At 61.7% G+C, this 24,245-nt stretch carries 23 protein-coding genes and 1 tRNA gene; 11 read left to right on the forward strand and 13 right to left on the reverse strand.

Features of this window, described 5'->3' with window-relative positions:
* Positions 1-68: 68 nt before the first annotated feature.
* From VJ811_RS13025 to VJ811_RS13050, 6 genes are all read right to left on the reverse strand, one after another.
* Positions 69-230: a hypothetical protein gene (locus VJ811_RS13025; RefSeq protein WP_324072992.1), complete on the reverse strand. Its 162-nt coding sequence runs from the start codon at positions 228-230 to the stop codon at positions 69-71.
* Between the two features lie 35 nt (positions 231-265).
* Positions 266-391 (reverse strand): hypothetical protein, encoded by a 126-nt coding sequence (locus VJ811_RS13030; RefSeq protein WP_324072993.1) that lies wholly within the window; start codon positions 389-391, stop codon positions 266-268.
* Complete coding sequence (locus VJ811_RS13035; RefSeq protein WP_324072995.1) at positions 384-824, reverse strand: antitoxin Xre/MbcA/ParS toxin-binding domain-containing protein; 441 nt, start codon at positions 822-824, stop codon at positions 384-386. The genes VJ811_RS13030 and VJ811_RS13035 overlap by 8 nt, the downstream gene beginning before the upstream one ends.
* The gene (locus VJ811_RS13040; protein ID WP_324072997.1) at positions 814-1,281 is read right to left on the reverse strand and encodes a hypothetical protein; all 468 of its coding nucleotides are present in this window, start codon (positions 1,279-1,281) and stop codon (positions 814-816) included. The genes VJ811_RS13035 and VJ811_RS13040 overlap by 11 nt, the downstream gene beginning before the upstream one ends.
* Before the next feature lie 137 nt (positions 1,282-1,418).
* Positions 1,419-2,045 carry a hypothetical protein gene (locus VJ811_RS13045; RefSeq protein ID WP_324072999.1) on the reverse strand — a complete coding sequence of 209 codons (627 nt, stop codon included), beginning with the start codon at positions 2,043-2,045 and terminating at the stop codon, positions 1,419-1,421.
* The gene (locus VJ811_RS13050) at positions 2,033-2,569 is read right to left on the reverse strand and encodes a hypothetical protein (RefSeq protein WP_324073001.1); all 537 of its coding nucleotides are present in this window, start codon (positions 2,567-2,569) and stop codon (positions 2,033-2,035) included. Before VJ811_RS13050 ends, VJ811_RS13045 begins: the two co-directional genes overlap by 13 nt.
* Before the next feature lie 362 nt (positions 2,570-2,931).
* On the opposite strand from VJ811_RS13050, the gene VJ811_RS13055 reads away from it, so the two are divergent.
* The 4 genes from VJ811_RS13055 to VJ811_RS13070 all read left to right on the forward strand — a co-directional run bounded on the left by VJ811_RS13055 (position 2,932) and on the right by VJ811_RS13070 (position 9,175).
* Positions 2,932-4,425 (forward strand): amidase, encoded by a 1,494-nt coding sequence (locus tag VJ811_RS13055; RefSeq protein ID WP_324073003.1) that lies wholly within the window; start codon positions 2,932-2,934, stop codon positions 4,423-4,425.
* Between the two features lie 279 nt (positions 4,426-4,704).
* Positions 4,705-5,037: a hypothetical protein gene (locus tag VJ811_RS13060; RefSeq protein WP_324073004.1), complete on the forward strand. Its 333-nt coding sequence runs from the start codon at positions 4,705-4,707 to the stop codon at positions 5,035-5,037.
* Between the two features lie 259 nt (positions 5,038-5,296).
* Positions 5,297-8,065 (forward strand): TonB-dependent receptor domain-containing protein, encoded by a 2,769-nt coding sequence (locus tag VJ811_RS13065; RefSeq protein ID WP_324073007.1) that lies wholly within the window; start codon positions 5,297-5,299, stop codon positions 8,063-8,065.
* A 66-nt stretch (positions 8,066-8,131) separates the two neighbouring features.
* The gene (locus VJ811_RS13070) at positions 8,132-9,175 is read left to right on the forward strand and encodes an Lrp/AsnC ligand binding domain-containing protein (protein ID WP_324073009.1); all 1,044 of its coding nucleotides are present in this window, start codon (positions 8,132-8,134) and stop codon (positions 9,173-9,175) included.
* A gap of 12 nt (positions 9,176-9,187) precedes the next feature.
* Here the strand turns inward: VJ811_RS13070 and VJ811_RS13075 are convergent, their stop codons facing one another.
* Positions 9,188-9,802: a DedA family protein gene (locus VJ811_RS13075; RefSeq protein WP_324073010.1), complete on the reverse strand. Its 615-nt coding sequence runs from the start codon at positions 9,800-9,802 to the stop codon at positions 9,188-9,190.
* Positions 9,803-10,068: 266 nt separating this feature from the next.
* On the opposite strand from VJ811_RS13075, the gene VJ811_RS13080 reads away from it, so the two are divergent.
* From VJ811_RS13080 to VJ811_RS13090, 3 genes are all read left to right on the forward strand, one after another.
* Positions 10,069-11,061, forward strand: coding sequence for a dipeptide epimerase (locus VJ811_RS13080; protein WP_324073012.1), 993 nt, complete (start codon positions 10,069-10,071; stop codon positions 11,059-11,061).
* 222 nt (positions 11,062-11,283) lie between these two features.
* Entirely contained in the window at positions 11,284-12,765 is a 1,482-nt protein-coding gene (locus VJ811_RS13085; RefSeq protein WP_324073013.1) for an FAD-dependent oxidoreductase, read from the forward strand.
* An 8-nt stretch (positions 12,766-12,773) separates the two neighbouring features.
* Positions 12,774-13,688: a hypothetical protein gene (locus tag VJ811_RS13090; protein ID WP_324073016.1), complete on the forward strand. Its 915-nt coding sequence runs from the start codon at positions 12,774-12,776 to the stop codon at positions 13,686-13,688.
* 2 nt (positions 13,689-13,690) lie between these two features.
* On the opposite strand, the gene VJ811_RS13095 is transcribed toward VJ811_RS13090, so the two are convergent.
* Positions 13,691-14,479, reverse strand: a complete 789-nt coding sequence (locus VJ811_RS13095; protein WP_324073019.1) for an isocitrate lyase/PEP mutase family protein — start codon at positions 14,477-14,479, stop codon at positions 13,691-13,693.
* A gap of 195 nt (positions 14,480-14,674) precedes the next feature.
* On the opposite strand from VJ811_RS13095, the gene VJ811_RS13100 reads away from it, so the two are divergent.
* From VJ811_RS13100 to VJ811_RS13115, 4 genes are all read left to right on the forward strand, one after another.
* On the forward strand, positions 14,675-15,991 hold the full coding sequence (locus tag VJ811_RS13100; RefSeq protein ID WP_324073020.1) for a dicarboxylate/amino acid:cation symporter: 1,317 nt from the start codon (positions 14,675-14,677) through the stop codon (positions 15,989-15,991).
* A gap of 83 nt (positions 15,992-16,074) precedes the next feature.
* Positions 16,075-16,260 carry a hypothetical protein gene (locus tag VJ811_RS13105; protein WP_324073023.1) on the forward strand — a complete coding sequence of 62 codons (186 nt, stop codon included), beginning with the start codon at positions 16,075-16,077 and terminating at the stop codon, positions 16,258-16,260.
* A 43-nt stretch (positions 16,261-16,303) separates the two neighbouring features.
* Positions 16,304-16,903: a hypothetical protein gene (locus VJ811_RS13110; RefSeq protein WP_324073025.1), complete on the forward strand. Its 600-nt coding sequence runs from the start codon at positions 16,304-16,306 to the stop codon at positions 16,901-16,903.
* 394 nt (positions 16,904-17,297) lie between these two features.
* On the forward strand, positions 17,298-18,506 hold the full coding sequence (locus VJ811_RS13115) for a hypothetical protein (RefSeq protein WP_324073027.1): 1,209 nt from the start codon (positions 17,298-17,300) through the stop codon (positions 18,504-18,506).
* A 28-nt stretch (positions 18,507-18,534) separates the two neighbouring features.
* On the opposite strand, the gene VJ811_RS13120 is transcribed toward VJ811_RS13115, so the two are convergent.
* The 5 genes from VJ811_RS13120 to VJ811_RS13140 form a co-directional block, all read right to left on the reverse strand.
* Complete coding sequence (locus VJ811_RS13120) at positions 18,535-20,514, reverse strand: DUF6538 domain-containing protein (RefSeq protein ID WP_324073029.1); 1,980 nt, start codon at positions 20,512-20,514, stop codon at positions 18,535-18,537.
* Between the two features lie 87 nt (positions 20,515-20,601).
* Positions 20,602-20,677: transfer RNA gene (locus VJ811_RS13125), tRNA-Glu, on the reverse strand.
* A 104-nt stretch (positions 20,678-20,781) separates the two neighbouring features.
* Entirely contained in the window at positions 20,782-22,548 is a 1,767-nt protein-coding gene (gene recJ, locus VJ811_RS13130; protein WP_324073031.1) for a single-stranded-DNA-specific exonuclease RecJ, read from the reverse strand.
* A complete protein-coding gene (locus VJ811_RS13135) occupies positions 22,545-24,059 on the reverse strand; it encodes a PH domain-containing protein (RefSeq protein ID WP_324073033.1) in 1,515 nt (504 codons plus the stop codon). The genes recJ and VJ811_RS13135 overlap by 4 nt, the downstream gene beginning before the upstream one ends.
* A partial coding sequence (locus VJ811_RS13140; protein WP_324073035.1) for a PH domain-containing protein occupies positions 24,056-24,245 on the reverse strand: 190 nt, incomplete at its 5' end. The genes VJ811_RS13135 and VJ811_RS13140, both read right to left, overlap by 4 nt.

The raw sequence follows: 24,245 nt of genomic DNA on the forward strand, positions 1-24,245 counted from the left end.
GCTCGTTCATCGTTCGACTCCTCAGGTAAAGGAGCCGAAAGGGTCTGCCTGCGGCAGCCCGCGTTCAATCAGGTGCGGCGATCGCTGGGCCGCTTTACATCGAGGCTAGCGCCAATCCGCGGAGCGGTTCGTGCAGCGGCCAAGATCGGCCAAAAGATCGGCCAGTTCAAATTGACCGGCTTGGTATCTTGCAGAAAACAGAGATTATTCTTCGCATCAAGATCGGCCACGTCCGCGGCAAACACTGGTCATTAATGCTATCGCTTCAATCAACGAGATGGCGCGTTATCGCGATCGCCATCCCGAATTTCACTGCTGCATCCAGATTTTTGGTCGGTTTCTTGGTGCGTGCGCTGCCGGTGAGCTCGATGCAAGTCGTCTCCTCAGCCATAAATCTTGCTCAGTAGATACCCAACCACTTTATCGAGATCACCAAGCTCGCCGGTGGTCATCACGGCCAGCGCACTTTTGCCGGCAAAAATCCTGTGGGCGTTCGGTTCACGCAACCAGTCGGCAGCTCGTTCTTCGGGAAAGAGCGTTACGAGAGATCCATAGATCGACAAGACGCAGCCGATCCGCACGATCATGTCGATCGGAATCGCGACGGCCTCGTGCGCTCGCACGCGAATCTTCCAATCCTCGAAAGTCGGAAGGTCATGAACACCGAGTAGATCCAATTGCTCCTCGTCGCTTAGGCTCCACAGCTCCGCGATATTGAGGAACGTGCGCATGCCAGCCCCTCCATGTTGGATTGGGTCAACACCGCGCTTCATGAAGTAGGCCTTGGCCGCGAGCCGCGGGTCGTTCGGTTCGTCAATGCTCATCGGGCTGCAACGCATCAAAATCCACCGACGACGTTAGCCCCTTCGGGGTGAGCCTGAAAATCGGTTTGCCCGGATCATGGTCGGGCACGAAATGGAGTGCGCCATCCAACGAACAGGGGCGATATTCGTGATACCAGACGGGTGTCAGACCATCGATCCCTATGTCGAGGATTATCTTCTTCGCGCCGATGCTAGGCCGCGAGACACGGACGATCAGCGCGTCACACCGCGATAAGCCCATCGCGTTCGAGACCGTGGATCGATCGTTTCCGTTGGTCACTGTCGACGGCACGATGAGCAGGAATGCGTCGGGCGCGATCAGATATCGTGCAAATTCGGGTGGCAGGACGGGGAGCTTGCTATCAAGCTCCAGCTCGGCAGTCCGAACGATCGCAAGCGCGGCCATCAGTGTCTCGGCTTCCTCGATCCGATCTTTGGCGGTCATGTATTTTTTCATGGTCAGTCGATTCCTTGTAGCGGCTCCCGCTGGGGGGCCGCTGTTTTCATTTGTTCGTTCCGCCCAAAAGCTGGTTCTTCTTCTTTGAGGGGATTGGCTCCGGCCAATTGTCGGGAGCTCGGCGTAGCCGACGTGGTTCATCCGCCAGCGGTATCGCCGCCGTGTTGCCGCTTCTGCCATTCGGCCCATTCGGTCGCGATCATCGCCTTGCCTGCATCGGCCGAAAAGGGGCGGACAAAGGGACCGAAGCCGAAGCACTGGAACTCGCGGGCCATCGCCATCAGGTGGATATGCGGCGGATTGGTTGAGCCAACCTCGACCGGCAGATGCATCGCCGCGATTACGGCGACGTTGCGCTCCCGGCACAGACGCTCGCGCGCGAACTCACGAACATCCTCCCATGTTCGATGCAGGCGATCGGGGTTGGGAAAGCGAAGCGTGATCATCACAAGGAGGTCTTTGAGCTTGTTGCACGCCTGCTCTTCATATTTTTCGCAGAGACGTTTCGGGTCGAGGAATTCGTCACTCGCGAGCGGGGGCAACAGCACATCCCAGCGATAGCAACTGGGCACCCAAGGCGCGGCGACATCGAGCTTCCGTCCCGGACAAAGACGCCTGAGCACCGAGGCCGGGACGGTCTGAATCGGACCGTCTTTGATCTGTCGGCGTACCACCCCGAAGATAAAGTTCGGGTCGTCGCCGCCGGGTATGGGCACGAAATCGAGGTTGCCGAGGGCAGGGACCTTTTTCATCACCACGACCACCCCCCGATCCGGTGCGAGGCTAGGTGCGCGCTCGCCCGGTCCAGTCCGGCATCGCAGTCCCAGTGGTCCGAGTAAGGCGCATGCTCCGACAGAAAGAGCCCGTGGCGCATCAACTGGATCGACGGCCCGCTACCGGGAGGCACCAACCAGTTGTCGCCGGCGAGGGTGCGGTAAAGGCGATAGTCGAGGAGCCAGCTCAGGTCAGCAGGGCCGGGCAGGGCGACGTCGACCGTCAGGTCGGGAGCCGATCCGTCGGCCGACCGCCGCAGCAACAGGACAGGGCAACCCATCGCGATGGCGACCACCTCCGCTTCGCCAAGGAACAGCGGCGACTGGCTTGCGGCCGCATGGACAATGACGGCTGGCGTCTTGAGGAAAAGACTGCCGGGCAGCAGGGCTGCCGCTAATCCATGGCCGCTGCTGGTCGAACTATGCATGAGCGTAGCGACATGGTGCATAATCTTGCGGTCGGCCCGCGTCACCGCGGGGAGCGGAACACTTCCCTTCAGGACCGTGTGGAGCATTGTCTCTTCGCTCGACCTGTCGGTCGGATTCAGGGGCTCGGCTATTGTCGTAAATTGCATTGGAACTGCTCATCGTCATGAGCCCGGTTGCCGGGGCTCTGGGCGGCAGCCCTCCTTCAGATGTCTTTCATCCTTCCAGCAGAGCTAACCTGCATCTTCCTTTCCCATTTCAAATGGCGGCGCAGCCGCCATGTCTGGTCCGCGTGGCAATCCACGAATCTCGTCCCTTGGGCAGTCAAAGTAGAGCGCTTTTCGGTCTGTTGGCAGCGGTAAGCGCTTAAAATGCGGCGCCTCCTTCGCTAAAAATGCAGAAATTCGGCCTTGTTGGGTGATAGTCTGCAACGACATGAAAAGGAGATTTGATGTTCGAGTTGTCCCGCCGCCAATTTGTCACTTCCACCGCTGCAGCGGGGGTGACCCTTATGACAAGTCAGGCAGCTGTTGCTGTTACAAGGCCCGAGTGGGGCGACGCGACAGAGTTGGCGGAGCGCATCGCGAAGAGGGACGTGTCGGCAAAGGAGGCAGTAGAGTACTCGATCCGAGCGGCAGAAGCCGCCCAACCGAAACTCAACTTCCTCGCCATTTCCGACTTCGAACGTGCAATGGACAAGGTTCGGAGCGGCCCCCCCGCCGGGCCCTTTGGCGGGGTTCCTTTCCTTATCAAGGATCAACTATCCTATATAGGCTTGCCGACGCGGGCCGGATCGCGCTCGCGACAAGGTAGCCCTCCGCTTGCCCGGCAAAGTGTCTATACCGATGCCTTCGATCGCGCGGGGCTGGTCGTGCTCGGCAAAACCACCATGCCCGAGTTTGGTTTCTTGCCCACCACGGAGCCCCTCGTGTCTGGCGTGACCCGAAATCCGTGGAACGTTGAGCGCTCCGCGGGAGGATCATCGGGCGGAGCGGCAGCAGCCGTAGCAGCCGGGATCGTGCCGGTAGCACATGGCAGCGATGGTGGCGGATCGCTGCGCATCCCGGGCTCCTGTTGCGGGCTCTTTGCGCTGAAACCATCCCGTGGACGAATGCTCGGAACTCGCAATGATCTCGACGCGACGAGCACGAGCGCCGACCATGTCTTGACCAGGAGCGTCAGGGATTCTGCGGCGTTGTTTGCCCTCACCGAAGACAGTTCTGCTGGTTCCCGCTTCGCACCCGTCGGGTTGGTCAAGGAGCCCATAGGCGGGCGATTGCGGATCGGGCTCGTGGTCAACAGCTTTGATGGCTCAGAGCCGGAACGCGAGGTTCGTAAAGCGGTGTTGAGCACCGCGAAGCTGCTGACCGACCTTGGGCACGAGATCGTCCCGACGAAGTGGCCGATCGGTGAAAAATTCTTCCAGGATTTTCTACTGTTCTGGTCTTCAGGCGCCGCCGCTGTCACGGCGCAGGTGAAAAAAGCTCAGCCCGAGAAGAATCTCGAGGATCTGTTCGAACCATTTACATTGGGTTTGGCAGACTTGTTGGCAAAAACCTCCGAGCAGAGCCTCGGTCGGGCTGTAGCCGGGCTGAAGGAGGCCGCCGCGGCTTACGATCCTTGGTTTGCGTCGTCCAAGCTCGATGCCGTGCTGTCGCCCGTGGTCTTCACGCCACCGCCCCCGCTCGGTTACCTTTCGGGAAGCCAGCCGATGGATGTCCTGATGGAGCGATTGATCCGCTACGCGGGCTACACGCCTTATCACAATGTTGCAGGCGGGCCAGCGATGAGCGTTCCTCTTTACTGGACCGCCAAGGGTTTGCCGATCGGATCGCAACTATGCACCCCGACCGGGCAGGAGGGGCTGTTGTTCGGTCTCGCTCTCCAACTCGAACAGGCGAGGCCCTGGGCCCGCAGGCATCCGGACAAATACTGGTTTGCCTGATCGCCCGCTACCGGAACATTCCGGCCAGCCTGGAGCGTAAAGACAAGCATGCCGGCCGCGAATCCGGCGCGCAAATTGTGCGTCTGCTGCCGTAATTCTGCACGAATCTGCTATCCGCAGCGGGATCTTTGCCTCCGTCCGTGCGCGCAACAGTCGAAAATCATGGAAGGGGGCCTCGCGCCCTCGTCATGCATCGGGTGTCGGCAAACCATGTATCGAACAGATCACAACGCTGGATGCGAGCCTCTCCTGAAGTCCAAATGCCCTCGGGAAAGCCTCGTGTATCTCAGAGTCGAAGCGCTGCTATGTCCGGCGCTTTTGCCGCGTCTGCTTGCCATGCTCACCCGGCGGGCAGTAGCGCCTGTCGACGTGCAGCTGGATCGGGACGACAAGTGGCAACAGATCGAAATCATATTGGACGGACTGCGCGGCGATACCCAGCGCAAACTGCTAGCGAGCCTCGGGGCCATACAGGAGATTCGGTCCGCCGAACTTACCGATATTGCGGGACGGCCATTGATTGCGTCGGGCAAATCCGGATCTTTGCAAGGATCGGTCGCCTCGGCGGTGCGGCGGCGCGATTTCGCCGGTTTAAGGACCTCGGGATGGTGAGGCGCGCGCCGTTGGCCAAACAATGGGCCGAGGCGGGAAAACCGCACCGAATGCCTCCACCATGCCATTCTCCGGCGTTGCGCCGCCTCACTTCGCCGTACATTGCGCGCTTCACCCCCTAACGTAATGGAAACAAGAAGGGGGATTAAATATGACCGACAGGACGAAACTCATCCGACGCACACTGTGGGGTTGCGCAAGCGCGACCGCGCTGATCGCATCGCTGCCAGCTTCCGGGCAGACATCGAATAGGGCGAATGTGGCCCAATCGGACGAAGAGATCGTCGTGACGGCCTCCTCGCGTGTGAACCGCGAAGGCTTCGACGCACCTAATCCCACCACTGTCATCGACGATGCGCTAATCAAGAGCAACGCGGTGGCCAGCGTCGGACAGCTGAGCAAGCTGATGCCGACGCAGAGCGAGCTCAACAGCCCGACCGCCTTTACGCAGGGTTTCTCCGGCGTTGCCGGCACGACCTTCAACCTGCGCGGCCTGGGCAGCACCCGCACGCTCGTTCTCGTTGACGGCCGGCGTCATGTCCCCAGTGCCACGGGTACGGGAATGAATGTGGATGTCATCCCGAGCTCATTGATCCAGCGAGTCGAGATCGTGTCCGGTGGCGCATCCGCCGACTGGGGCTCCGACGCCGTCGCCGGCGTCATCAACGTCGTTCTCAAGGACCGGCTCGATGGCTTCGAAGGCAATGTCCAAGCCGGTATCGCCGACGAGGGCGATCACGCCAATTATCTTGCCTCGCTGGCATGGGGCACCTCCTTCGCGGACGACCGCGCCCGCATTCTCGTCGGCGGCGAATGGTACCGGAACGAAGGCATTCTTCAGCAGGCCGACCGCGATTGGTCGGCGAAGCAATATGGGCTTATCAGAAACCCGGCCTATGCGGCGGGCAATGGCCAATATCAGTTCATCCTCGCGCCCGATTTCCAGTCATCGAGCGCGACGCTGGGCGGCCTCATCCTTAGCGGTGTGGCGCGAGGCACCGATTTCGGTCCGGGCGGCGCTTCACGACCCTTTGTGACGGGGCAATATTTCAATCCCGCGTCCTTCTCGGTGACCCCGACAGGGACGACGGTTGCTGGGCAAAGCATGTCGGGTGGGTCGGGCTTGTCGCCGGGGCTTTTTGTCCCGATCGAACAGCCGGTAGAGCGATATGCAGGTTTTGGCCGTCTGTCCTTCGACGTGTCGGACGCCATCACGCTGTTCGCGGAGGGCTCTTACTCGAAAATCACCGGCCGTTCGCCGACCGCCTTCGCGCATGATGCCGGTATCCTGTTCGGCGCTCCGTTCACGATCTCGATCAACAACGCTTTTCTTCCCGCCGACGTTCGGGCGCGCATGCAGACGGCTGGCGAAACCAGCTTCAAAATGGGCCGCTACAACGCGGACTTTGGCTTCGTGCAGGGCAAGAGCGTCTTCGAAACGATTCGAACCGTCGCTGGCGCGCGCGGGGATCTCGGCAAGTTCAAGTGGCAGGCCTATTATCAATATGGCCGCAGCACCGAAGATGCGCTCGCGAAGGATACGATCTACACGGCGCGCCTCGCCAACGCCGTCGACTCGGTTCTCGCGGGCAACGTAGCGACCTGCCGCATCAATGCCGATGCGGTGACCACGAACGACGACGCGGCATGCCGGCCGCTCAACCTGTTCGGCGAAGGGTCTCCAGACCAGGCCGCGCTCGATTATATTCACGGGGATGCCACGCGGCGCACGCGGATCGAAGAACATGTCGGCTCGCTCAACGTAACGGGCGACCCCTTCTCGACCTGGGCAGGTCCGGTCTCCGTGGCCTTTGGCGCCGAATATCGCAGCGACAAGATCGACCAGGTTTCCGATCCCGTGTCGCGTGCAGGCGGTTTCTTTCTGGGCCAGACCGCTTCGGCGTTGACGGGTAAGGTCGGCGTGACCGAGCTTTACGGCCAGACGGTCGTGCCCCTGCTCTCGGATTCGCCGATCGCTCGAAAGCTCGAATTGCTCGGCGCGGTCCGCCACTCCTTCTATACCGCGGAAGGCCCCGTCACCTTCCCGGCGCCGGGTAAGGCAAAGCGCGATTTCGAGGCTACAACCTGGAAGATCGGCGCAACCTGGACGGTCTTCGACGGGCTGCGCCTTCGCGGCGTCCGTTCGCGCGACATCCGGGCCCCCAATGTGAACGAGCTCTTCACCGCGGGCAATCGCGCAACCGTCAGTGTCTTCACCAACGGCACGACGCGCCAGTTTCCCCGCTTCCGGGGAGGCAACATCAATCTGACACCCGAAAAAGCCGACACTCTCATCCTTGGCGGCGTGGTCGAACCCGCGTTCATCCCTGGGCTGCAGGTTTCGGTCGACTGGTACGATATTAAGCTGAAGGGCGCGATCGCTGCTGCGGCGGGTACGCCGCAGCAGCTGATCGATGCGTGCACCGCGGGCAATCAGGAGATATGCGCGCTCTTCACCTTTACGAACGGCGTCCCGGTCGAGCTGCGCGGCACCAACGTCAACATCAACCAGTTCCGATCGACAGGCTGGGATATGGAGGCGCGCTATCGCTTCGCTGCTTTGGGGGGCGACGTCAGCCTCGGAATCGTGGCTACGCACCCGACGGAACTGTCGCAAACAACCTCGATCGCGCATATCGACAGGGTTGGCGAAAATGGGAACAACAACAGCTTCCGACAGCCGAACTGGCAGTTCTCTAGCCATGCGTCATTCTCGCGGGGGCCGTTCAACGCCTATCTCGGAGGCCGTTTCGTCAGTGCAGGCAAATATAATATCGACTATAACAAAAACGGGGCGCTGAACCTTGAGAACAATAAGATTCCGGCGCGCTACTACGTGACCGCGTCGGCTAGCTTTGACGTCCTGAACAGCGGAAATCGGATGGTCCAGATCTATGGCGTCGTGAACAATCTGTTCGACACCGACCCTCCGATCCATCCGCAGGATTTCCAGATCCCGATCCAGGGGAGCGGGCTCTACGATGTGGTCGGCCGCGCCTATACAGTGGGGGTCCGTTTCAAGTACTGACGCAGGGGCGGCGGGGTGGCGTTTGCCGCCCCGCCACATCCCGCCGTTGCCAAATCAGGAAATACCATGCCCATCGTCCGCTCTTCTTTCCTCGTTGCGGCGCTTCTGTTCGCGGCGCCGGCACAGGGCGCCGAAAGCCCGGTCGAGAAGAAGGTCGGTGCGATGGCTGCCTCGCCATCGGTCAAGCGCGTACTTGACCATTTGAAGAGGCAGGATGATGCGAGCCTGCGCGAGCAACGCGAACTTGCTGAAATTCCGGCGCCGCCGTTCAAGGAACAGGCGCGCGCCCGCGCATTCCAGTCGCGGTTGCAATTGATCGGTCTGGATGCGCGGATCGATGCGGAAGGCAATGTGATCGCACGGCGGCCGGGCATCCGATCCGCATCGGCGCCAACGCTCGTCCTGTCCGCGCATCTCGATACGGTGTTCCCGGAAGGAACCGACGTCACGGTCAAGGAGCGCGATGGCCGCCTCTTTGGCCCGGGGCTGCGGTCCATCCCCCTTGATGCAGATTTATCAGGGGCAAAAATAGCGCCATTGAAGCGGAGTATCCGGCGTGCTTGCTTGACTTGGCGCGAACATTCCGCAAGTTTTGACGCAAAGGTGCATCAAAACTGCGTGGGGGATCGAGTGAGCGATATCGAACTGGACAAGCTGGACCGCCAGATTCTGAATGCGCTTCAGGAAAACAATCTGATGTCCGCAGACCGGCTCTCCGAAAAGATCGGACTTTCCGCGTCGGCGATCCAGCGCCGCGCAAAGCGACTGCGCAAGGAAAAGATAATCCTGCAAGATATCGCGGTAGTCGATCCCAAGCGAGTGGGACAGACGGCAACATTCATCGTCGAGGTCAGCCTCGAGCGCGAAAATGCCCAGGTCGTCAGCAACTTCAAGCGCCGCATGATCGCGGCGCCCGAAGTGCAGCAATGCTATTATGTGACCGGCGACAGTGACTTCACTCTGATCGTCACGGCTCGCGATATCGAAGAATATGAAGAGGTGGTTCAGCGCCTGATGTTTCAGGACGGCACAGTCCGCAAATTTCGAACATCGGTTGTGCTTAGCCGCGTCAAGACCGGTCTCTCGGTGGCCATAGACGAAGGCGACTAGCCATTCCGTCCGCTATGCGGCAGCGGCCCGGCGTTGCCAAAGCTTGATTGCCAGCCGGACGACATAAATCGCGATGACGCCGAGCACGACCGCCTTGGTAACGGGGTTCACCCAATGCTCTACCTCGGCATACTGATCCTTGAGGACGTAACCGGCGATGATGAGGATCGTGTTCCACATCGCAGAGCCTATGATGGTCAGGACGAGAAAACGACCAAGTGGCATGGGGGCCAGACCCGCGGGAACCGAAATCAAAGTTCTGACCGCCGGGACAAGGCGCCCGAAGAGCACGGCAATCCAGCCAAAGCGGTCGAACAACCGCTTGGCACGGCGAAATTCACCGACACTCAAGGTCATCCAGAGACCTGCGACCTTGATAAGGCCGATCGTCCGCCTTCGTCCGAATGCCCGGCCAAGATAATACCAGGGGAGTGCGCCGACCACGCTGCCGGCGGTCGATGCCAGCAGGACGATGGCCGGGTCCATCTCGCCCCGCGCGCAAGCGAAGCCCGCGAGCGGAACGATGAGCTCCGAGGGGATCGGCGGGAAAATATTCTCGAGCAACATCAAGAGGAACAGGCCGAAATAGCCGTAATCGCGGATAATATCCAAAAGCCAGTCGAACATCGCATCCTCATCAAGCGGGTCAAGCCTTCGCGGGTTGCTGCATGGCTTATGGACGGCCATTTTCGTCGACCGTGCGAAGGCTGCCGCGCAAATTAAGGTTGGCATGCGCTGAAATTCAGCGGCTCAATATGGAAATGCGCCGGAAAACGGCGTGCACCTGATTTAGCCCTATGACGGGAGACAAAAAAAGTGGTTGGATTTACATTTTGGCCTTTGCACGCACGTCGGACGCTCGACCGGCCGACTGACGGAGCAGGGGCCCACCGATGACCAAATATAGTTGGCAGTTCGCAGTAGAACCTTGGCCATTCCGCACGCCTTATCGCTTTGCCGGCCATGTTTGGACGAAACTCGATCTTTTCGTCGCACGCGTGAGTGACGGCGCGCACGAGGGCATCGGCGAGGCCGCGGGCGTCTATTATCACGACGAACCTGTTGCCGAAATGCCCGCCCGCGCCGAGGCGCTACGAGACCCGTTGGAAAATGGCCTGACTCGAGAGGAACTGCAGCAGCGCATTCCCGCCTCCGGCTTGCGCAACGCGATCGATTGCGCATTGTGGGATCTGGAAGCTAAACGCACGGGCGTTCCGGCTTGGCGGGCAGCAGGGTTGTCCGGCCTGCAGCCGCTGACCTGTCTCCAGACGCTTTCGATTGCCGATCCCGACGATATGGCTGGGGCCGCTGTCGCGGTGCCATCGGCCCGCGCGCTCAAACTGAAACTGGCAGGCGACGGACTGGATGGTGCTCGAGTGCGAGCAGTCCGATCGGTACGCCCTGCGGCCTGGATTGGCGTCGATGCAAATCAGAGCCTGACGCCGCGAACGCTTCAAGAGCTCGCCCCCGCTCTGGTCGAAGCGAAGGTCGACTTGCTCGAGCAACCTTTGCCGATCGGCCATGACGGTAGTCTTGAAGCTTGGGATTGGTCCGTCCCGCTCGCCGCCGACGAAAGCGTGCAGACTGCAGCCGATATTGCGCCGCTCGTCGGGCGTTACCAGGTCGTCAACATCAAGCTCGACAAGGCTGGCGGTCTGACGGAGGCGTTGAGGATGGCCGACGAGGCGCGCCGCCTCGGTCTTAAGATAATGGTCGGCAACATGCTGGGTACCTCGCGGGCGATGGCGCCGGGAATGATCGTCGGCCAATATTGCGATGTGGTCGATCTCGACGGACCCTTGCTCGTAGGCCACGATGTTCCGAACGGGCTGGACTATTCGGGCGGATTGGTGCGTCCGGGTGCGTGTCAATGGGGCCAGCCGTGACGGCTTCGGCGGCCATCGTGGAGCCCGAGATCGCAGGGGATGGCTCACAACCGCTCTTTGGCCATCCAAGGGGTCTCGCGGTTCTGGTGGGCACGGAAATCTGGGAGCAGTTTTCCTATTATGGAATGCGTGCGCTCCTCATCTACTATATGATCAGCACTCTCGGCTTCTCTCAGCCGTCTCCTGTCATGGCCGCAGACAAGTATTCAGGCGAGCGACAAATTGGCGGCGCTTCGCTACCTTCCGCTGACCCGGGGGTTTCGGGCGCGCTACGGGTACAGCAATCTCCTCTACGGCGCGGCAGGGGAGATTGTCGCGCGAACCAGTGGCAAATCCTGGTCCGAATATGTTCGCGCGCGTTTCCTCGAGCCACTCGGCATGCGCGACGCCCTTGCGGCGGCCAGCGAGGCGGGGACGATCACCGCCTGGCCGCACGCCCGCATTACGGAGGAAATCCGCGGTGCCGGACCGGTCGTCCCGCTCCCCCGTCGCTACCGGGTCGACGGCGACGGAGCCGCCGGAGCACTTTACGCAAGCGGATCCGACATGGCCAAATGGATGTCGGTGCAGCTCGCGAGCGGTCGTCTTCCCGATGGCAGGCAGCTGTTCAGCGCGGGTGTAGCGCAGGACATGCATGCGCTGCAGACGCCGCTGCGCATCCGGCCCAGCGACGGTGAGTTCCGCGCGGCCGATCCCAGCTTCAGTGGCTATGGCTTCGGCTGGTTCGTAAGAGATTATCACGGCACGAAACTCGTATATCATGGTGGGGGGACGCTTGGCGCCGTCGCCCAGCTGACGCTTGTGCCGCAGAAAAATATCGGTTTCATCATTCTCACCAACTCGGAGGAATCGGGCTTTCTTCGGGCGGCCGAGCTGCTTTTGCTAGACCATTATCTTGGCAGAGAATCGCCCGACTGGGTTGGACTGCAGCAGGCGGAAGACGCGCGAATGTGGCGCGACGCCCGGAACGAGATGAAGGCCGCCGCAGCCAAACTCCCGCACGGCCCGGCCAGCCTGCTGCGCGGCCTCCGCGCTGCGGCGCGCAGTGCGGGCGCCTTGTTTATCGATGACGTTGTTTCTGCCTTGCGCCGTGAAGGAGATGCCTGGCTGGTCGGTCTCGGGCGGGGAGAGGGGATATCCTGTTCGCATGTGGTCAACGCGACGGGTGCCCGGGCCGCGGATGTCGCGCAGATGGCCGGCGTTGCATTGCCCGTACGTGGCCAGAAGCGCTCGGTCTTCGTTGTCGACGCGCCCGACGCCGATCCCGCCTGGCCGCTCGTGATCGATCCCGACGGCTTTTATTTCCGGCCGGAAGGAAAGACCTTTCTTGTCGGTGCTCCCGCTCCCCGGGGCTATCATGCGGCCGATGACTTCGAACCCGACTACCCTGTTTTCGAAGACTGGCTCTGGCCGAAGTTGGCCGCCCGGGCCCCGGCATTTGAGCGGTTGAAGCTGCAAAGCGCATGGGCCGGACATTATGAGATGAACATTCTCGACGGCAATGCGGTGATCGGCGCGTCGGGTGTTCCCAATTTCTGGCTGATCAACGGTTTTAGTGGCCATGGGCTCCAACATGCACCGGCGGCGGGGCGAGGCCTCGCGGAACTCATGCTCGATGGGGGATATCGAACGATCGATCTACGTCCGCTCGGGTTCGACCGGCTCCGACAGGCTATTGACGCGCCCGAAGCCCATATCATTTAGGCGCCGCCATGTGGATCGATGCCGCCACCATCCGAGACAAACTTGCGATGCCCGCCCTGATCGCGGCGCTGGCCGCCGCCGATCGCTCCCTCTTCACCGTGCCCGAACGCCTCCACTACCCCGTCGGCGGCGGCGACCTCCTCTCGATGCCGGCCTATTCTCCCTCGGTGCTGGGAATGAAAATCGTAACGGTATTTCCCGGCAATTCCCGAGCGGGCCTTCCCACCGTCCATGCGACCTATCAGCTATTCTCCGCCCGAACCGGCGAAATCCTCGCGACGATCGACGGTACCGAGTTGACCCGGTGGCGAACGGCCGCCGTCGCGGTTTTGGCCGCCCTGAACCTCTTTGGGGCCTCACCCGGCCACATTCTGGTCGTCGGAACGGGCGCGCTTTCGTCCTATCTCGTCTCGGCCTTCGCCGAGAGCTATCCCGACGCCGAGATAGCGGTCTGGGGCCGCCGACAGGAAGCCGGCGAAGCGGTCGCGCGTCGAGCCCGCGCCGCGCGTCAGGCCGCGGTCTCCGTACCGGATCTCGAGACTGCGACCCGGCGCGCAGATATCATCTGCTGCGCGACCTCGAGCACCGCCCCGCTGGTGCTCGGGTCATGGGTGAAGGATGGAGCCCATCTTGGTTTGATTGGGGGCTTCACGCCACAAATGCACGAGACCGATAGCGTGGCCTTCCGCGATGCTCTGGTCGTGGTCGATACGCCTGCAGCAATGGTAGGCGCCGGAGAGTTACGAGCGGCGGTTCGAGATGGCTATCTGCGCGAAAGTGAATTGCTCACGCTGAGCTCGCTGCTTTCGAAAAATGATAGAGCGGGCGGGCGCGCATCGCGGACCATATTCAAATCGATCGGCAGCGCAGAGAATGATCTGATCGCGGGCGAATATCTCTGGAGGCTCGTCTCGTCGTCATAGAGTTACAGCACTGCGCCACGCAGGCAGGCGTCGAGAGACGGCACCGGTATCGTGCCGGGAATGGTACGCAAGGCCGAGCCGATCGCGTCGGCGCTGGCTCCGAACAGAAGGTGAGGGAGCAAGCCATAGCGGAAGCCCGCAGCGCCCAGATGGGCCGTGCCATCACCGAGGCCTCGGAGAGGATCAGATAAATGGACCACCAAGGGGCGTAGCGGCGACAAGACAGCACTGACCTTTTCCACCTCCTCCGCGGTCCTGATCGATTGGACAAAGAGAAGATCGGCGCCCGCCTCGGCGTAGCGGCAGGCCCGGTCGAGAGCTTCGGTGAGGCCCAAGGAAGACAAGGCGTCGGTTCGCGCGCTGATCTGAAAGCCCGTCGATAGACGGGCGTCCGCGGCCGCCTTGATGCGATCTTCCATCTCTGCTGCCGGAGCGACGGGCCGGTCCAATATCCGCGACCGCGGCTTGATCGCAAGCTGATCCTCGATCTGAATCACATTGGCGCCAGCACGCTCCAGCACGCGCGCCGCGCGTGCCAGATTGTGCGTGCCGCCGAAGCCTGTGTCCGCGTCGACAATCAATGAACATTGCGTCCGCTCCTTGATCCTCGACGCCGCGTCGACCAGTTCGGTCAGCGTCAAAAGGCCGATGTCAGGGCGACCGAGAAGCGTGGCGTGCAATGCGGCGCCAGACAGGAAGAGCGTATCCAGCCCCGCGCTGACCGCCAACTGTGCCGATAGCGCGTCGAACACGCCGGGAACCAACTTCATGCTGTTCGACGATTGGGTCATACGCCACCTCCACCTCCGACATAGCCTGGAGAGGGCAGATATGCGGGCGTTATCCCCGCTGGAGCCAAATATTTTCGGCATAAGGTGAAGATTTTCGCAGCTTTTCGGTCGCGCGCGCGCGCTACCGCACCCGTTGGAACTACGCCGGACGGGCAGGTCATCGCGCCGGGCAGGATCGGGGAGGAGGACGGCCGCATGGACCGCAAGCTTACATGGTATATTCTCGCGGGCATGGTGCTCGGCGTGGTCGTCGGCTATGCGGTGCATATCGGGATTCCCGTGAGCGAGCCGTGGTTTGGCCATCTCACCAAGACGTTCAAGCTGCTCTCCGACATCTTCCTCAACCTCATCAAGCTACTCGTCGCGCCGCTAGTCTTGTCGACGATCATCGTCGGCGTCGCGCACATGGGTGACAGTGGTGCGCTCGGTCGCATCGGCGTCCGCGCTCTTGCTTGGTTCATCACCGCGAGTTTCGTTTCAATCGCGCTCGGCCTCTTGATGGTGAACCTGCTACAGCCCGGGGTTGGCGCCCCGATCCCGGATGCGGAGGCCGCCCGGATGGTGGGAGAAGTCAAGAAGCAGGATTTCTGGGACTTCACGCTTTCGATTTTCCCCAAGAATGCGCTTGAGGCGCTCGCCAGCAACAATATCCTGCAGATTCTCGTCTTCTCGATTTTCTCCGGGGTCGCGCTGTCGGCGATCGGCGACAAGGGCGCGCCGCTGGTGCGCGGGGCCGAGGCGCTCGCGGAGATGATGCTGCAGATTACCGGCTATGTGATGCGTTTCGCGCCCTTCGCGGTGTTCGGAGCAATCGCCAAGGTCGTCGCGGCGAGCGGGCTTGGTATCCTCGCGACCTATTTCGAGCTTTTGATCGAATTCTATATCTCGCTGGTGCTGCTCTGGGTCATCCTGCTGACGATGGGCTGGATATTCCTGCGTCAGCGTATCTGGCAGCTCTTCCGCTACATTCGCGAACCGCTACTGCTTGCCTTCTCGACAGCCTCGTCAGAAGCTGCGCTGCCCAAGATGTTCGAACAGCTCGACCGTTTCGGAGTGCCGCGCCGCATTTCGGGCTTCATGCTGCCGCTAGGTTACAGCTTCAACCTTGACGGCTCGATGATGTATATGAGCTTTGCAACGATCTTTATCGCGCAGGCTTATGGCATCGACCTGTCGATCGGCACCCAGGTACTGATCCTGCTGACGTTGATGATCAGTTCGAAGGGTATCGCCGCGGTGCCGCGCGCCAGCTTGATCGTGATCACCGGTACGCTCGCGCAGTTCGGCCTGCCGGTCGAGGGCGTCGCGATGATCCTCGCGATCGACCAGTTCCTCGACATGGGCCGCACTGCGACCAACGTCGTTGGCAATGCGGTGGCGACAAGCGTCATCACCAAATGGGAAGGCATGCTCGAAGTGCCCGAGCCGGCCGAAGCCGAGCGGCCGCGCGCGCCATCCCATACATCGCATCAGGGACACGGCGGGCTCGATCTCCTTCGCGACAAGAAGTGAGGTAAATTTGCTGAGATTGCCCCCGGAGCGTCAATGCCATCTTTGCTGTTGGCCATGTTCCTTTTTCGTTCTAATAGTGGTGTATGGGCGGTCTGCTGGCAGCATTGATTGGGATACTCGCCGCTTTCGGCGTGATGATCGTGCTCAGCTTGCACGCGCTCGGCGCGCCCATCCGGATTGGGTTCAGGATAGCCACCCGACCAATGTGGATCGGCTGCCTAGCGCTACGCTACTTCAATCACCCGCCGCAGGTCTGGTCCGCACCCTAATCGGCCGTCGTTAATCGACGGTTTTTCAGATTAGGAGCGAGATATGGACAGAGACGCGTTGCTGCGATTCAATGCGCAGGACCTCATTCACGAGATCGAGAAATTGACCTCGGGTGGCGAACACGGATTCCTCCGTGAGTTCGCGAAGAAGATTTTCGACGAGCTCGCGGAAGATATGTCGGTGGCGATGCGCGCGGTGCGTCATCTGCAGGAGCAACATGCATGTCAGCATCCCGGCCAATCGCCCGAAGATGCTCGGCGCCGTTTACAGAATCCGAAGTTTCGAACGACGTATCCGGCGAACGCCGCACGTAGTTTGAGCGCGATGCGGTTGGAACTCGTCGACGAGATCGCGGAGCGCGTTCAAGCGTTGTTCGCCCCGCTTGTAAAACTCGAAATCGTTGATGCAGAGTTGGCTGCGACGCGGGAAACATTGGCCGAGGTGGAGCGGGTACGCGAGGTACATCGCTCCACCGGTGTTTATTCTGGTAGTGCCGACTTTCTTTCGCGGCTCTTCGCCAATCACAACGTGACATGGAAAGAGCTTGAAACCTTGTCCGAAGATGACGAGCGGGAGATCGCCGATATCGCCCTTCGTCGCTTTAGGATCGCTCGCGGCCAGCACGGTGCGGGGCGACTCTGATGTTAACCGAAGGGAGTCTGCCTGCCGGAACCACCGTCGAAGCGGTGGTGGAGGCCCCGACGGCTGCAGCCGGAGCAGGGCGGCGTGAGCTGCCCGCAAAAGTAAAAGTGGTGCCCCATTTTTACGGTATTGCGCCCAAGATCTTGTCACTTGGAATCGGGTCGATTTGGCACCGCAAATCGCGTCAATTGTCACCGCTGACAAGATCCCACTTTAGTAGTTTGGCACCTTCAGTCACGTGGAGAGATGCGCTTTGTCACCTCGAAACGATTGACTGGACGCGTCGGCGTAAAGCCGAGCGGTCCCCGCGGTGACATGCTGAGAGATGACAATTGAGTGCGGCGCGCTTCGGGCGCGTCGCCATCGCAATGCAAATATATAAAGGGAACTCCGCATGGCGGATTTGGATTTGAACGAGCTGATTTCGGTTGAACACCGGAAGGCCTTCGCCGCGATGTGGGCGGGCGAGAAAGAGGCTGCAAAGGCGGAGGTGCGCCGACTTCTCGAGTTGGTGTCGAATCCCACCGATCATCTGAGCGACACTCAGAACTTGGTGCGCCGAATATTTCTCGGCCTTGTCGGCGAGGTGCCCGACCTTGAATCATGGCTTCAGGCCGTTGCGGTCGGAAGCCTTCATCTCCGTAGCGAGCAGCGTTACGTGATCATGCGTCCCAATGAGAAGCCAGCGCGGTTCATTGATCGCGGCCTCAAGACCTATGACCAGGGTGTGAGCGCTCGCCAGCGATTCGCTGGTAAGACTGACCCGGATGTCAAACAGGGGATGCACCTGATTGCGTTTTTGATCATCGCGAAGGAGCTCAAAAATCTCGCTTCGGGGCCGGCGAGTTTGGGACCCGCATGGCCGCTTATGGTGGCCATCGACAAATATCTCACCAATCAGGAAAAGCGCGCGCTCCATACGGCGGGCTCAAATGAGGAATTACAGCGAGCCCTTGCTGATGCCGTTAAAACAGCGGTGGGTGCGTCTGTGCGTGAAGTAAGTTCTGGTCGGCGCGCCGCGGACTGGCGCCGTGAACTACCGCCCGGGACTGATGTGAACGCCTATTTCGAGGCGAAAAAGGCAGCCGCTGCATCTCTGCGTACGGGCGTGCGTAAAGAAGACTTTCGCCAAATCGAAGATATAATCCTCCGCGGTCCTCGACCGTCGTTTATTCCAGCAGATGTTGAGCGGCGGGAAACCGAATTGCCGTTTCGCCTGAAGTGGCTTCTCCCGGCCGACGGTGCAAACGATGTCTTCGCAAAGGCAATTCGAGCAATTGCCAGAGCTCGGTCCAGGGAAGAGGCGGTCAGGTATGATGAGAAAATTCGCCACTCTGACGATTTCAAAATTCAAATCTGGCTTCGTGATTGGGTTCGAAGAGGAGGCGGCATCCCAGAGAAGCTTCCAGTGCTATATTTGAATTATTTGGAAGAGGAGGCGTGCCTTGCGTTCGAGACGCTGGGGAATGCCTGGCTTGGGGCCAAGGTCTGGCGCCAATATCGCGTGATTGGCCCCGAACCCAGCGGTACGAAACCTGAGAAACTGCCATGGGATTTTTGGGATGACAGCCAAGAAACGACCTGGATAAAACCCGCCGCGTAGGATCCGCGTTGCTCCTGCGAGAAACAATCTATGCCTTATCGTCGCGGCCGGCAGCTACCTTTAGACGATCCCAGTCGATGAAGTTCAGATCCAGTTTCTCGAGCTCCTTGGCGGCCCGGTGCAGAGGGGCACCCAACCCGTAGAGGCGTCCGCGAGCATGACCCATGATCTGGCGCGATGTTGCCTCAGAGAGGTCAAGCTCAGAACGATCGGCAAACTCGTGCCGCATCGAATACCAGACGTAGCGCTTGTCATCGACGACTGCTCTGTCGAGATACCGGTTCGCGCGGCGGCTCAGTTCCTTTGACCAACTTCCCAACTTGGACTGCTTGAGATCGAACAACTGCGTCACCCCCATTTCCTTTCGGCTGGATACGAACGACAAAAATCCCAGTTCGACGAGGCGGGGATGGACAATAATTACACGAATGGACTCGTCGGTTTTGGTCGATTGGCTTTCACCGGTGCCGGTGACATAGATGCCAACGATCGGCGCTTCGTCGCCCCGCTCTACGACCTCGATATCGTCTACCCGGATCTGACCGACTTCTTCGAGCCGCGGTCCCGCCGTCGCGCCGAACAAGAATGCCCAGTATAATTCGTCTTGGTAGACATACGGGCCAGGCTTCGTCCTCTCGAAATCCCGAGGACCTATACAGCCGGTAAATAGCGGAGAAGCGAACAGGGTTTCCATTTGCGCGGGACGAAGAGGGAGCCTGGGATTCTTCTGTCCCCTTCGCTTCTTCGAGTAGCCTGCGACGCTAATGCCGGCGGCGACGTTGGTCTTGATCCAGCGCTCTTCCCGAAGAGCCGTGAAGATCGCACTGAGGGCCCCGATGTCTTTCTTGATCGAACCCGGCGATAGCAGTTCCCGATCGGGCTTTTCTTCCAACGCGCGATCAACTGCCGTGCGAAGGTCGAGCCCGGATTTCTGGATCGCAGGCAAGCTCAGGTTCGCCGGCATCTTCGATATGAAGTCCCGATAGTCGTAAAGTTCATCGTCAGTGATCAGGCTGACAGGTTTGTCGCCAAACAGCTCAACGAACCGGCCGACGGCGCGGTCTGCCTCGACCTTCGCGCTTGGCCCCGGCTTCTTAAGTTCCTTCCATCGCTGCAGCCCCTCAGAGAGTGACTGCATGCCATTCTGGTTCTTCCCGAGATTGCTGATCACCTGCTGGCCGATAGTGTTGACATGGGCGCTCGACGCGGCGACTACGGGAGGCATCATAGGCGCCATTGTGATCGGTGCCTGGAGGGCAAACCCCGGTGCCAGTTGCAGTGCGGAGAGCAATTCCAGATTCCAGCGGGAGGACCGGTAATCGCACAACCGGCGAACCAAATGTTCGGCGACCGCGTCGTACATTGCGCTGCCGAACGCAATCGATGTGATCGTAAACTGCTCGATCATCAGGACTTCAAGGTCGACCGCACTCCAACGCTTCCGGTCTTGAATATATCTGAGGATCTCGTGAAATCCGAAGCCGAGCGTTTCGGCATTCCGGTTCAGATGTGCGACCCGTTCAATCAGACCATCGCGATCATCTTCGGGAATGAGGTCGGCCAACGGATCGGGGTCGGTCTCCCAATCGGCCCACATCGAAGGGTCGGGATCATGGCCCAAGGCGCGGTTCGCCCCCCGGCCATAATATTCGCTCGGGCCCCACGCGGTAAGCGTTCTGACGGCGATCAGTTTCTGAAGCGCATAGATTGCGCCGTCGAGGTCGCCATGTCGGCGATCCGCTAGCTGCCTCAAAAACTCGTCCACGAGTTCGGGAGAGCGTGCGAGATCCTCGGTCGCTGCTTCATTTCGCAACGCTTGGAAGCGAGATTTCCATTCCGCGGTTAGACGAGCGAGCTGAATCTGGGCTTCATTGGGATCGGTCGTGCCGAGCGATTGCTTTATCTCGGACTGACCGATCTTCGCGCGCAAATCCTTCGGGACTGCGATTCGAAACCAGGGAATGGAGCTCTTGGGATGCTTGTGGGGACGCGACACACGAAATCTCATTTTGTACCACCCGTTTGTACCACCGGGTCGTTGGAAAATCAGTGATTTCGTGCTAAGTCCGCAGAATGAAAACACTCTTAAGAGTGTTGGTGACCCCTACGGGACTCGAACCCGTGTTTTCGCCGTGAAAGGGCGACGTCCTAGACCGCTAGACGAAGGGGCCGTCTGATCGGTGAAGCGGCGCCTTAGACGGGCGTTTCGGTGGGGTCAAGCATGGGGACGCATGGCCCGCGCAAAAATATTGCGCCGCAGCGGATTGACCAGCCCCTAGTCGGCCCACGCCGCGTCCTCCAGATGGAGTTCCGCGGCCGGCCGGCTACCCCAATCGTCGCGTTTTGCGCGGCCCGCGAGCCATAATCTGCGCCCGCGCGCATGGAGCAAAGCCTGACCCAATTCACTCTCGGCGCTGCGAAACGCGACCGCCTTGAACCGCGCGCCATCGTCGCCCGATACGATCAGGCGGACATGGTCGGTGCCGACGATCCCCGCTTCGACGATCCGCACCGGTCCGGTCGCGACGCGCGGCGCGGGCCAGCCGGCGCCATAAGGCCCCGCGCTTTCGATCGCGTCGCACCACAAAGGATTGATCCCGCGCGGCGCGAGCACCGCGTCGATCAGCAGCGATTTGTCGCCGCTCGCGCGTTCGACGTCGGCGGCGAGGCGGTCGTTCAGATAAGCGCCGAGCGCGTCGACCTTGCCGGCGGCGACGGTGAGGCCCGCTGCCATCGCATGCCCGCCGCCGGCGACGAGCAGCCCCGTCTCCTTCGCGGCGAGGATCGCGGCGCCAAGATCGACGCCGCTGATCGAGCGCCCCGATCCCTTGCCGATGCCATCCTCATCCAGCGCGATGACGATCGCGGGGCGGTGCAGCCGTTCTTTAAGGCGTCCGGCGACGATACCGATCACGCCGGGGTGCCAGCCCTGTCCGGCAACGATCGCGACCGGCGCATTGCCGCACGCCGCGCTCGCGTCGATCGCCTGTTCGAGCACCGCGGCCTCGATCGCGCGCCGTTCTTCATTCAGCCGGTTGAGCTCGACCGCGATGTCGGCCGCCTCCTGTGGGTCCGATGTCGTGAGCAATCGCACGCCAAGGTCGGATTTGCCGACGCGCCCGCCGGCGTTGATCCGGGGACCGAGCGCGAAGCCCATGTCGCTCGCGCTCGGCGGCTTGGTGAGGCGCGCGGCGTCCATCAGCGCGGCGAGGCCGGTGTTGCCGCGCCGCGCCATCACCTTCAGCCCTTGCGTCACCAGCGCGCGATTGAAACCGGTGAGGCGCGCGACGTCGGCGACAGTGCCGAGCGCGACAAGATCGAGCAGGTCGATCAGCGCCGGCTCGTTGCGCGTCGCGAAGAAGCCGCGCGCACGCAGCGTGCGGAGCAGCGCCGCGCCGAGCAGGAAGGCGACCCCGACCGCGGCGAGATTGCCGTGGATCGCGGCATCAGGCTCCTCGTCGAGCCGGTTCGGGTTCACCAGCGCGAAGGCGGCGGGCAGCGTCGTCGCGCATTGGTGATGGTCGACGACGATCACCTCGACCCCCGCCGCCTTGGCCTCGGTGATCGCGTCGAATGCCTGCGCGCCGCAATCGACGGTGACGACGAGCTTCGACCCCGCCTCGCCGATCTTGACGAGCGCCGCGCCCGAGGGGCCATAGCCTTCCATCAAACGGTCGGGGATATAGGCGCCCGCGGGCAGCCCGAGCCCGCGCAGCAGCCGCACGAGCAACGCCGCCGAGGTCGCGCCATCGACGTCATAATCGCCGAATATCGTCACCGCCTCCTGGCGTTCGACCGCATCGGCGAGCCGCGCGGCGGCGGCGTCCATGTCGCGGAACAGCGACGGGTCGGGCATGAAGCCGCGCAGGGTCGGCGTGCGCTGCCGGTCGAGGTCGTCGCGCGCCACTCCGCGTGCGAGCAGCAATTGCGTGACGAGGTCGTCGGGCGCGAGATTCTCGGCCGCCATGTCGGCGCTCGCGCGCCGCCAGTGCCAGGGCTGGCCCTTGATCGAGTGCGTAATGCCCAGCGCCGCTTCGCTCATGACCGCGCCCTCGCGGCGAGGATGCGGGTGCGCAGGTCCTGCGCGGCGGCGAGCGGGATCGCGGGAATCTCGTGCGCGCCAAGCGAGCTGCCGCCGGGGACGCCGAACACCAAAGTCGCGAGGCCGAGCGGGCGGAGGATGAAATCGCTTTTGAGGTCGACGCTCTGCACCGACGCGTGCGGCAGCAGCGTCGTCTTGGGTTTCCACGCCCCGCGCCGGATCGCGACCTGTTCGCCGAGGTCGGCCCAGCGATGGAAGCGGGCGCCGAACAGGGATCCGGTGCCGATCAGCAGCCCCAGGGCCGGACCGAGCCAGCCGAGATCCTGCCCGAACGAAACGGCGACGAGGCCGCCAATGGTCGCGCCGACGGCGCCGATCAGCCCGCCCAGCGCGACGATGCGGTGGCTCTGCTGCCACGACTGGCCGGCATCGGGGCGCCGGATCGCGACCTCGTCCAGCACCGGGTCGATCGCATCGAGCTTCGCAAAGGGAACGACCTGATGGTCATTTTCCTTTCCGCCGTCGCTCGCGAGGCTTTGCAGGCGCAGTTCGTGCCAGCCGAAGCGCTGGCGGAACCAGCCGGTGACGAGGATCGCCGCCTGCACGCGCTTCACCGGCACCGCGACATCGGTGCGCGTCGTGAGGCCGCGGGTGCGGCGCAGCGCGCGCGGCTCGCGCGTCAGGCGGAAATCCCAGTTGGCGAAAAACATCGTCGCGACCCCGCTCGCGAAGCCGATGAGGATCAGCGACAGGATGCCGCCGACCGCCGCGATCCAGCGATGCGCAAAGACCCAGTCGCCGAGCCCATATTGCTCGGCGAGGTCGATCCAGTCCATCGGGTTGAAGACATTGAACTTGAACGGCAGCAGATTGTCGAAAAACTGCATGCTCGCGCCGACCACCGCGAGCGCCGCGAGCGAGAAATTGAACAGCCCCGCGACCAGCAGCTGGCGCGGTGTCATCGCAAAGAGCAGCCGGTCCTCGATGGCCGGCGCAGCTACGGACGTATCGGCCGCGACCGGCACTGCGGCTTCGCCGCTCCTGTGCGCGCGGATCGTCGTGCGCAGCGCCTGCGCCGAATCGAGCGCGATCGCGTCGAGGCTCGCATCATTCTCCTTGCCGCCCGCGCCCGTCTCGAACCCGACCTTGGCGATGCCGAGCGCGCGCGAGATCAGCCCCTGTTCGATGCTGACGTCCTGGATGCGGTCGAAGGGGATGGTGCGATGCTGACGCGACAGCACCCCGCTTTCGATCACGACTTCATCGTCGCCAACAAAAAAGCGGAATCGCAGCCACTGGAACCATGCGGCGAGCAGCGAGAAGAGCAGGAAGGCGAGGATCGCGGGGACGATATAGACCCAGTTGCCGGTGAAGCCGAGCGCGGCAACCGCAGGCAGAAAGTTGAGCGAGCGCGGCCCGAGCTTGACGATGGCAAGCGCCAGCGTCGCGGGGTGCAGCCGCTGCCAGTGTGGCTCGCCCTCGATCATCACTGCGGCAGCTCCGTCGCTCATGCGAAATCGGTCTGGATATGGCGGCGGATCGTCTCGCGCATCGCAGCCGCCAGATCGGCGTGGAGCCCGGGCAGCGTCACCGTGCTGTTATGCGTGCCCGACGTGTGGACGATCAGGTGCGAGAGGCCGAACCAGCGCTCGACCGGCCCCTGCCCGACATCGATATGCTGGACGCGCACAAAGGGG

This window comes from Sphingopyxis sp. (genome assembly GCF_035250425.1).
Taxonomy (GTDB): Bacteria; Pseudomonadota; Alphaproteobacteria; order Sphingomonadales; family Sphingomonadaceae; genus Sphingopyxis.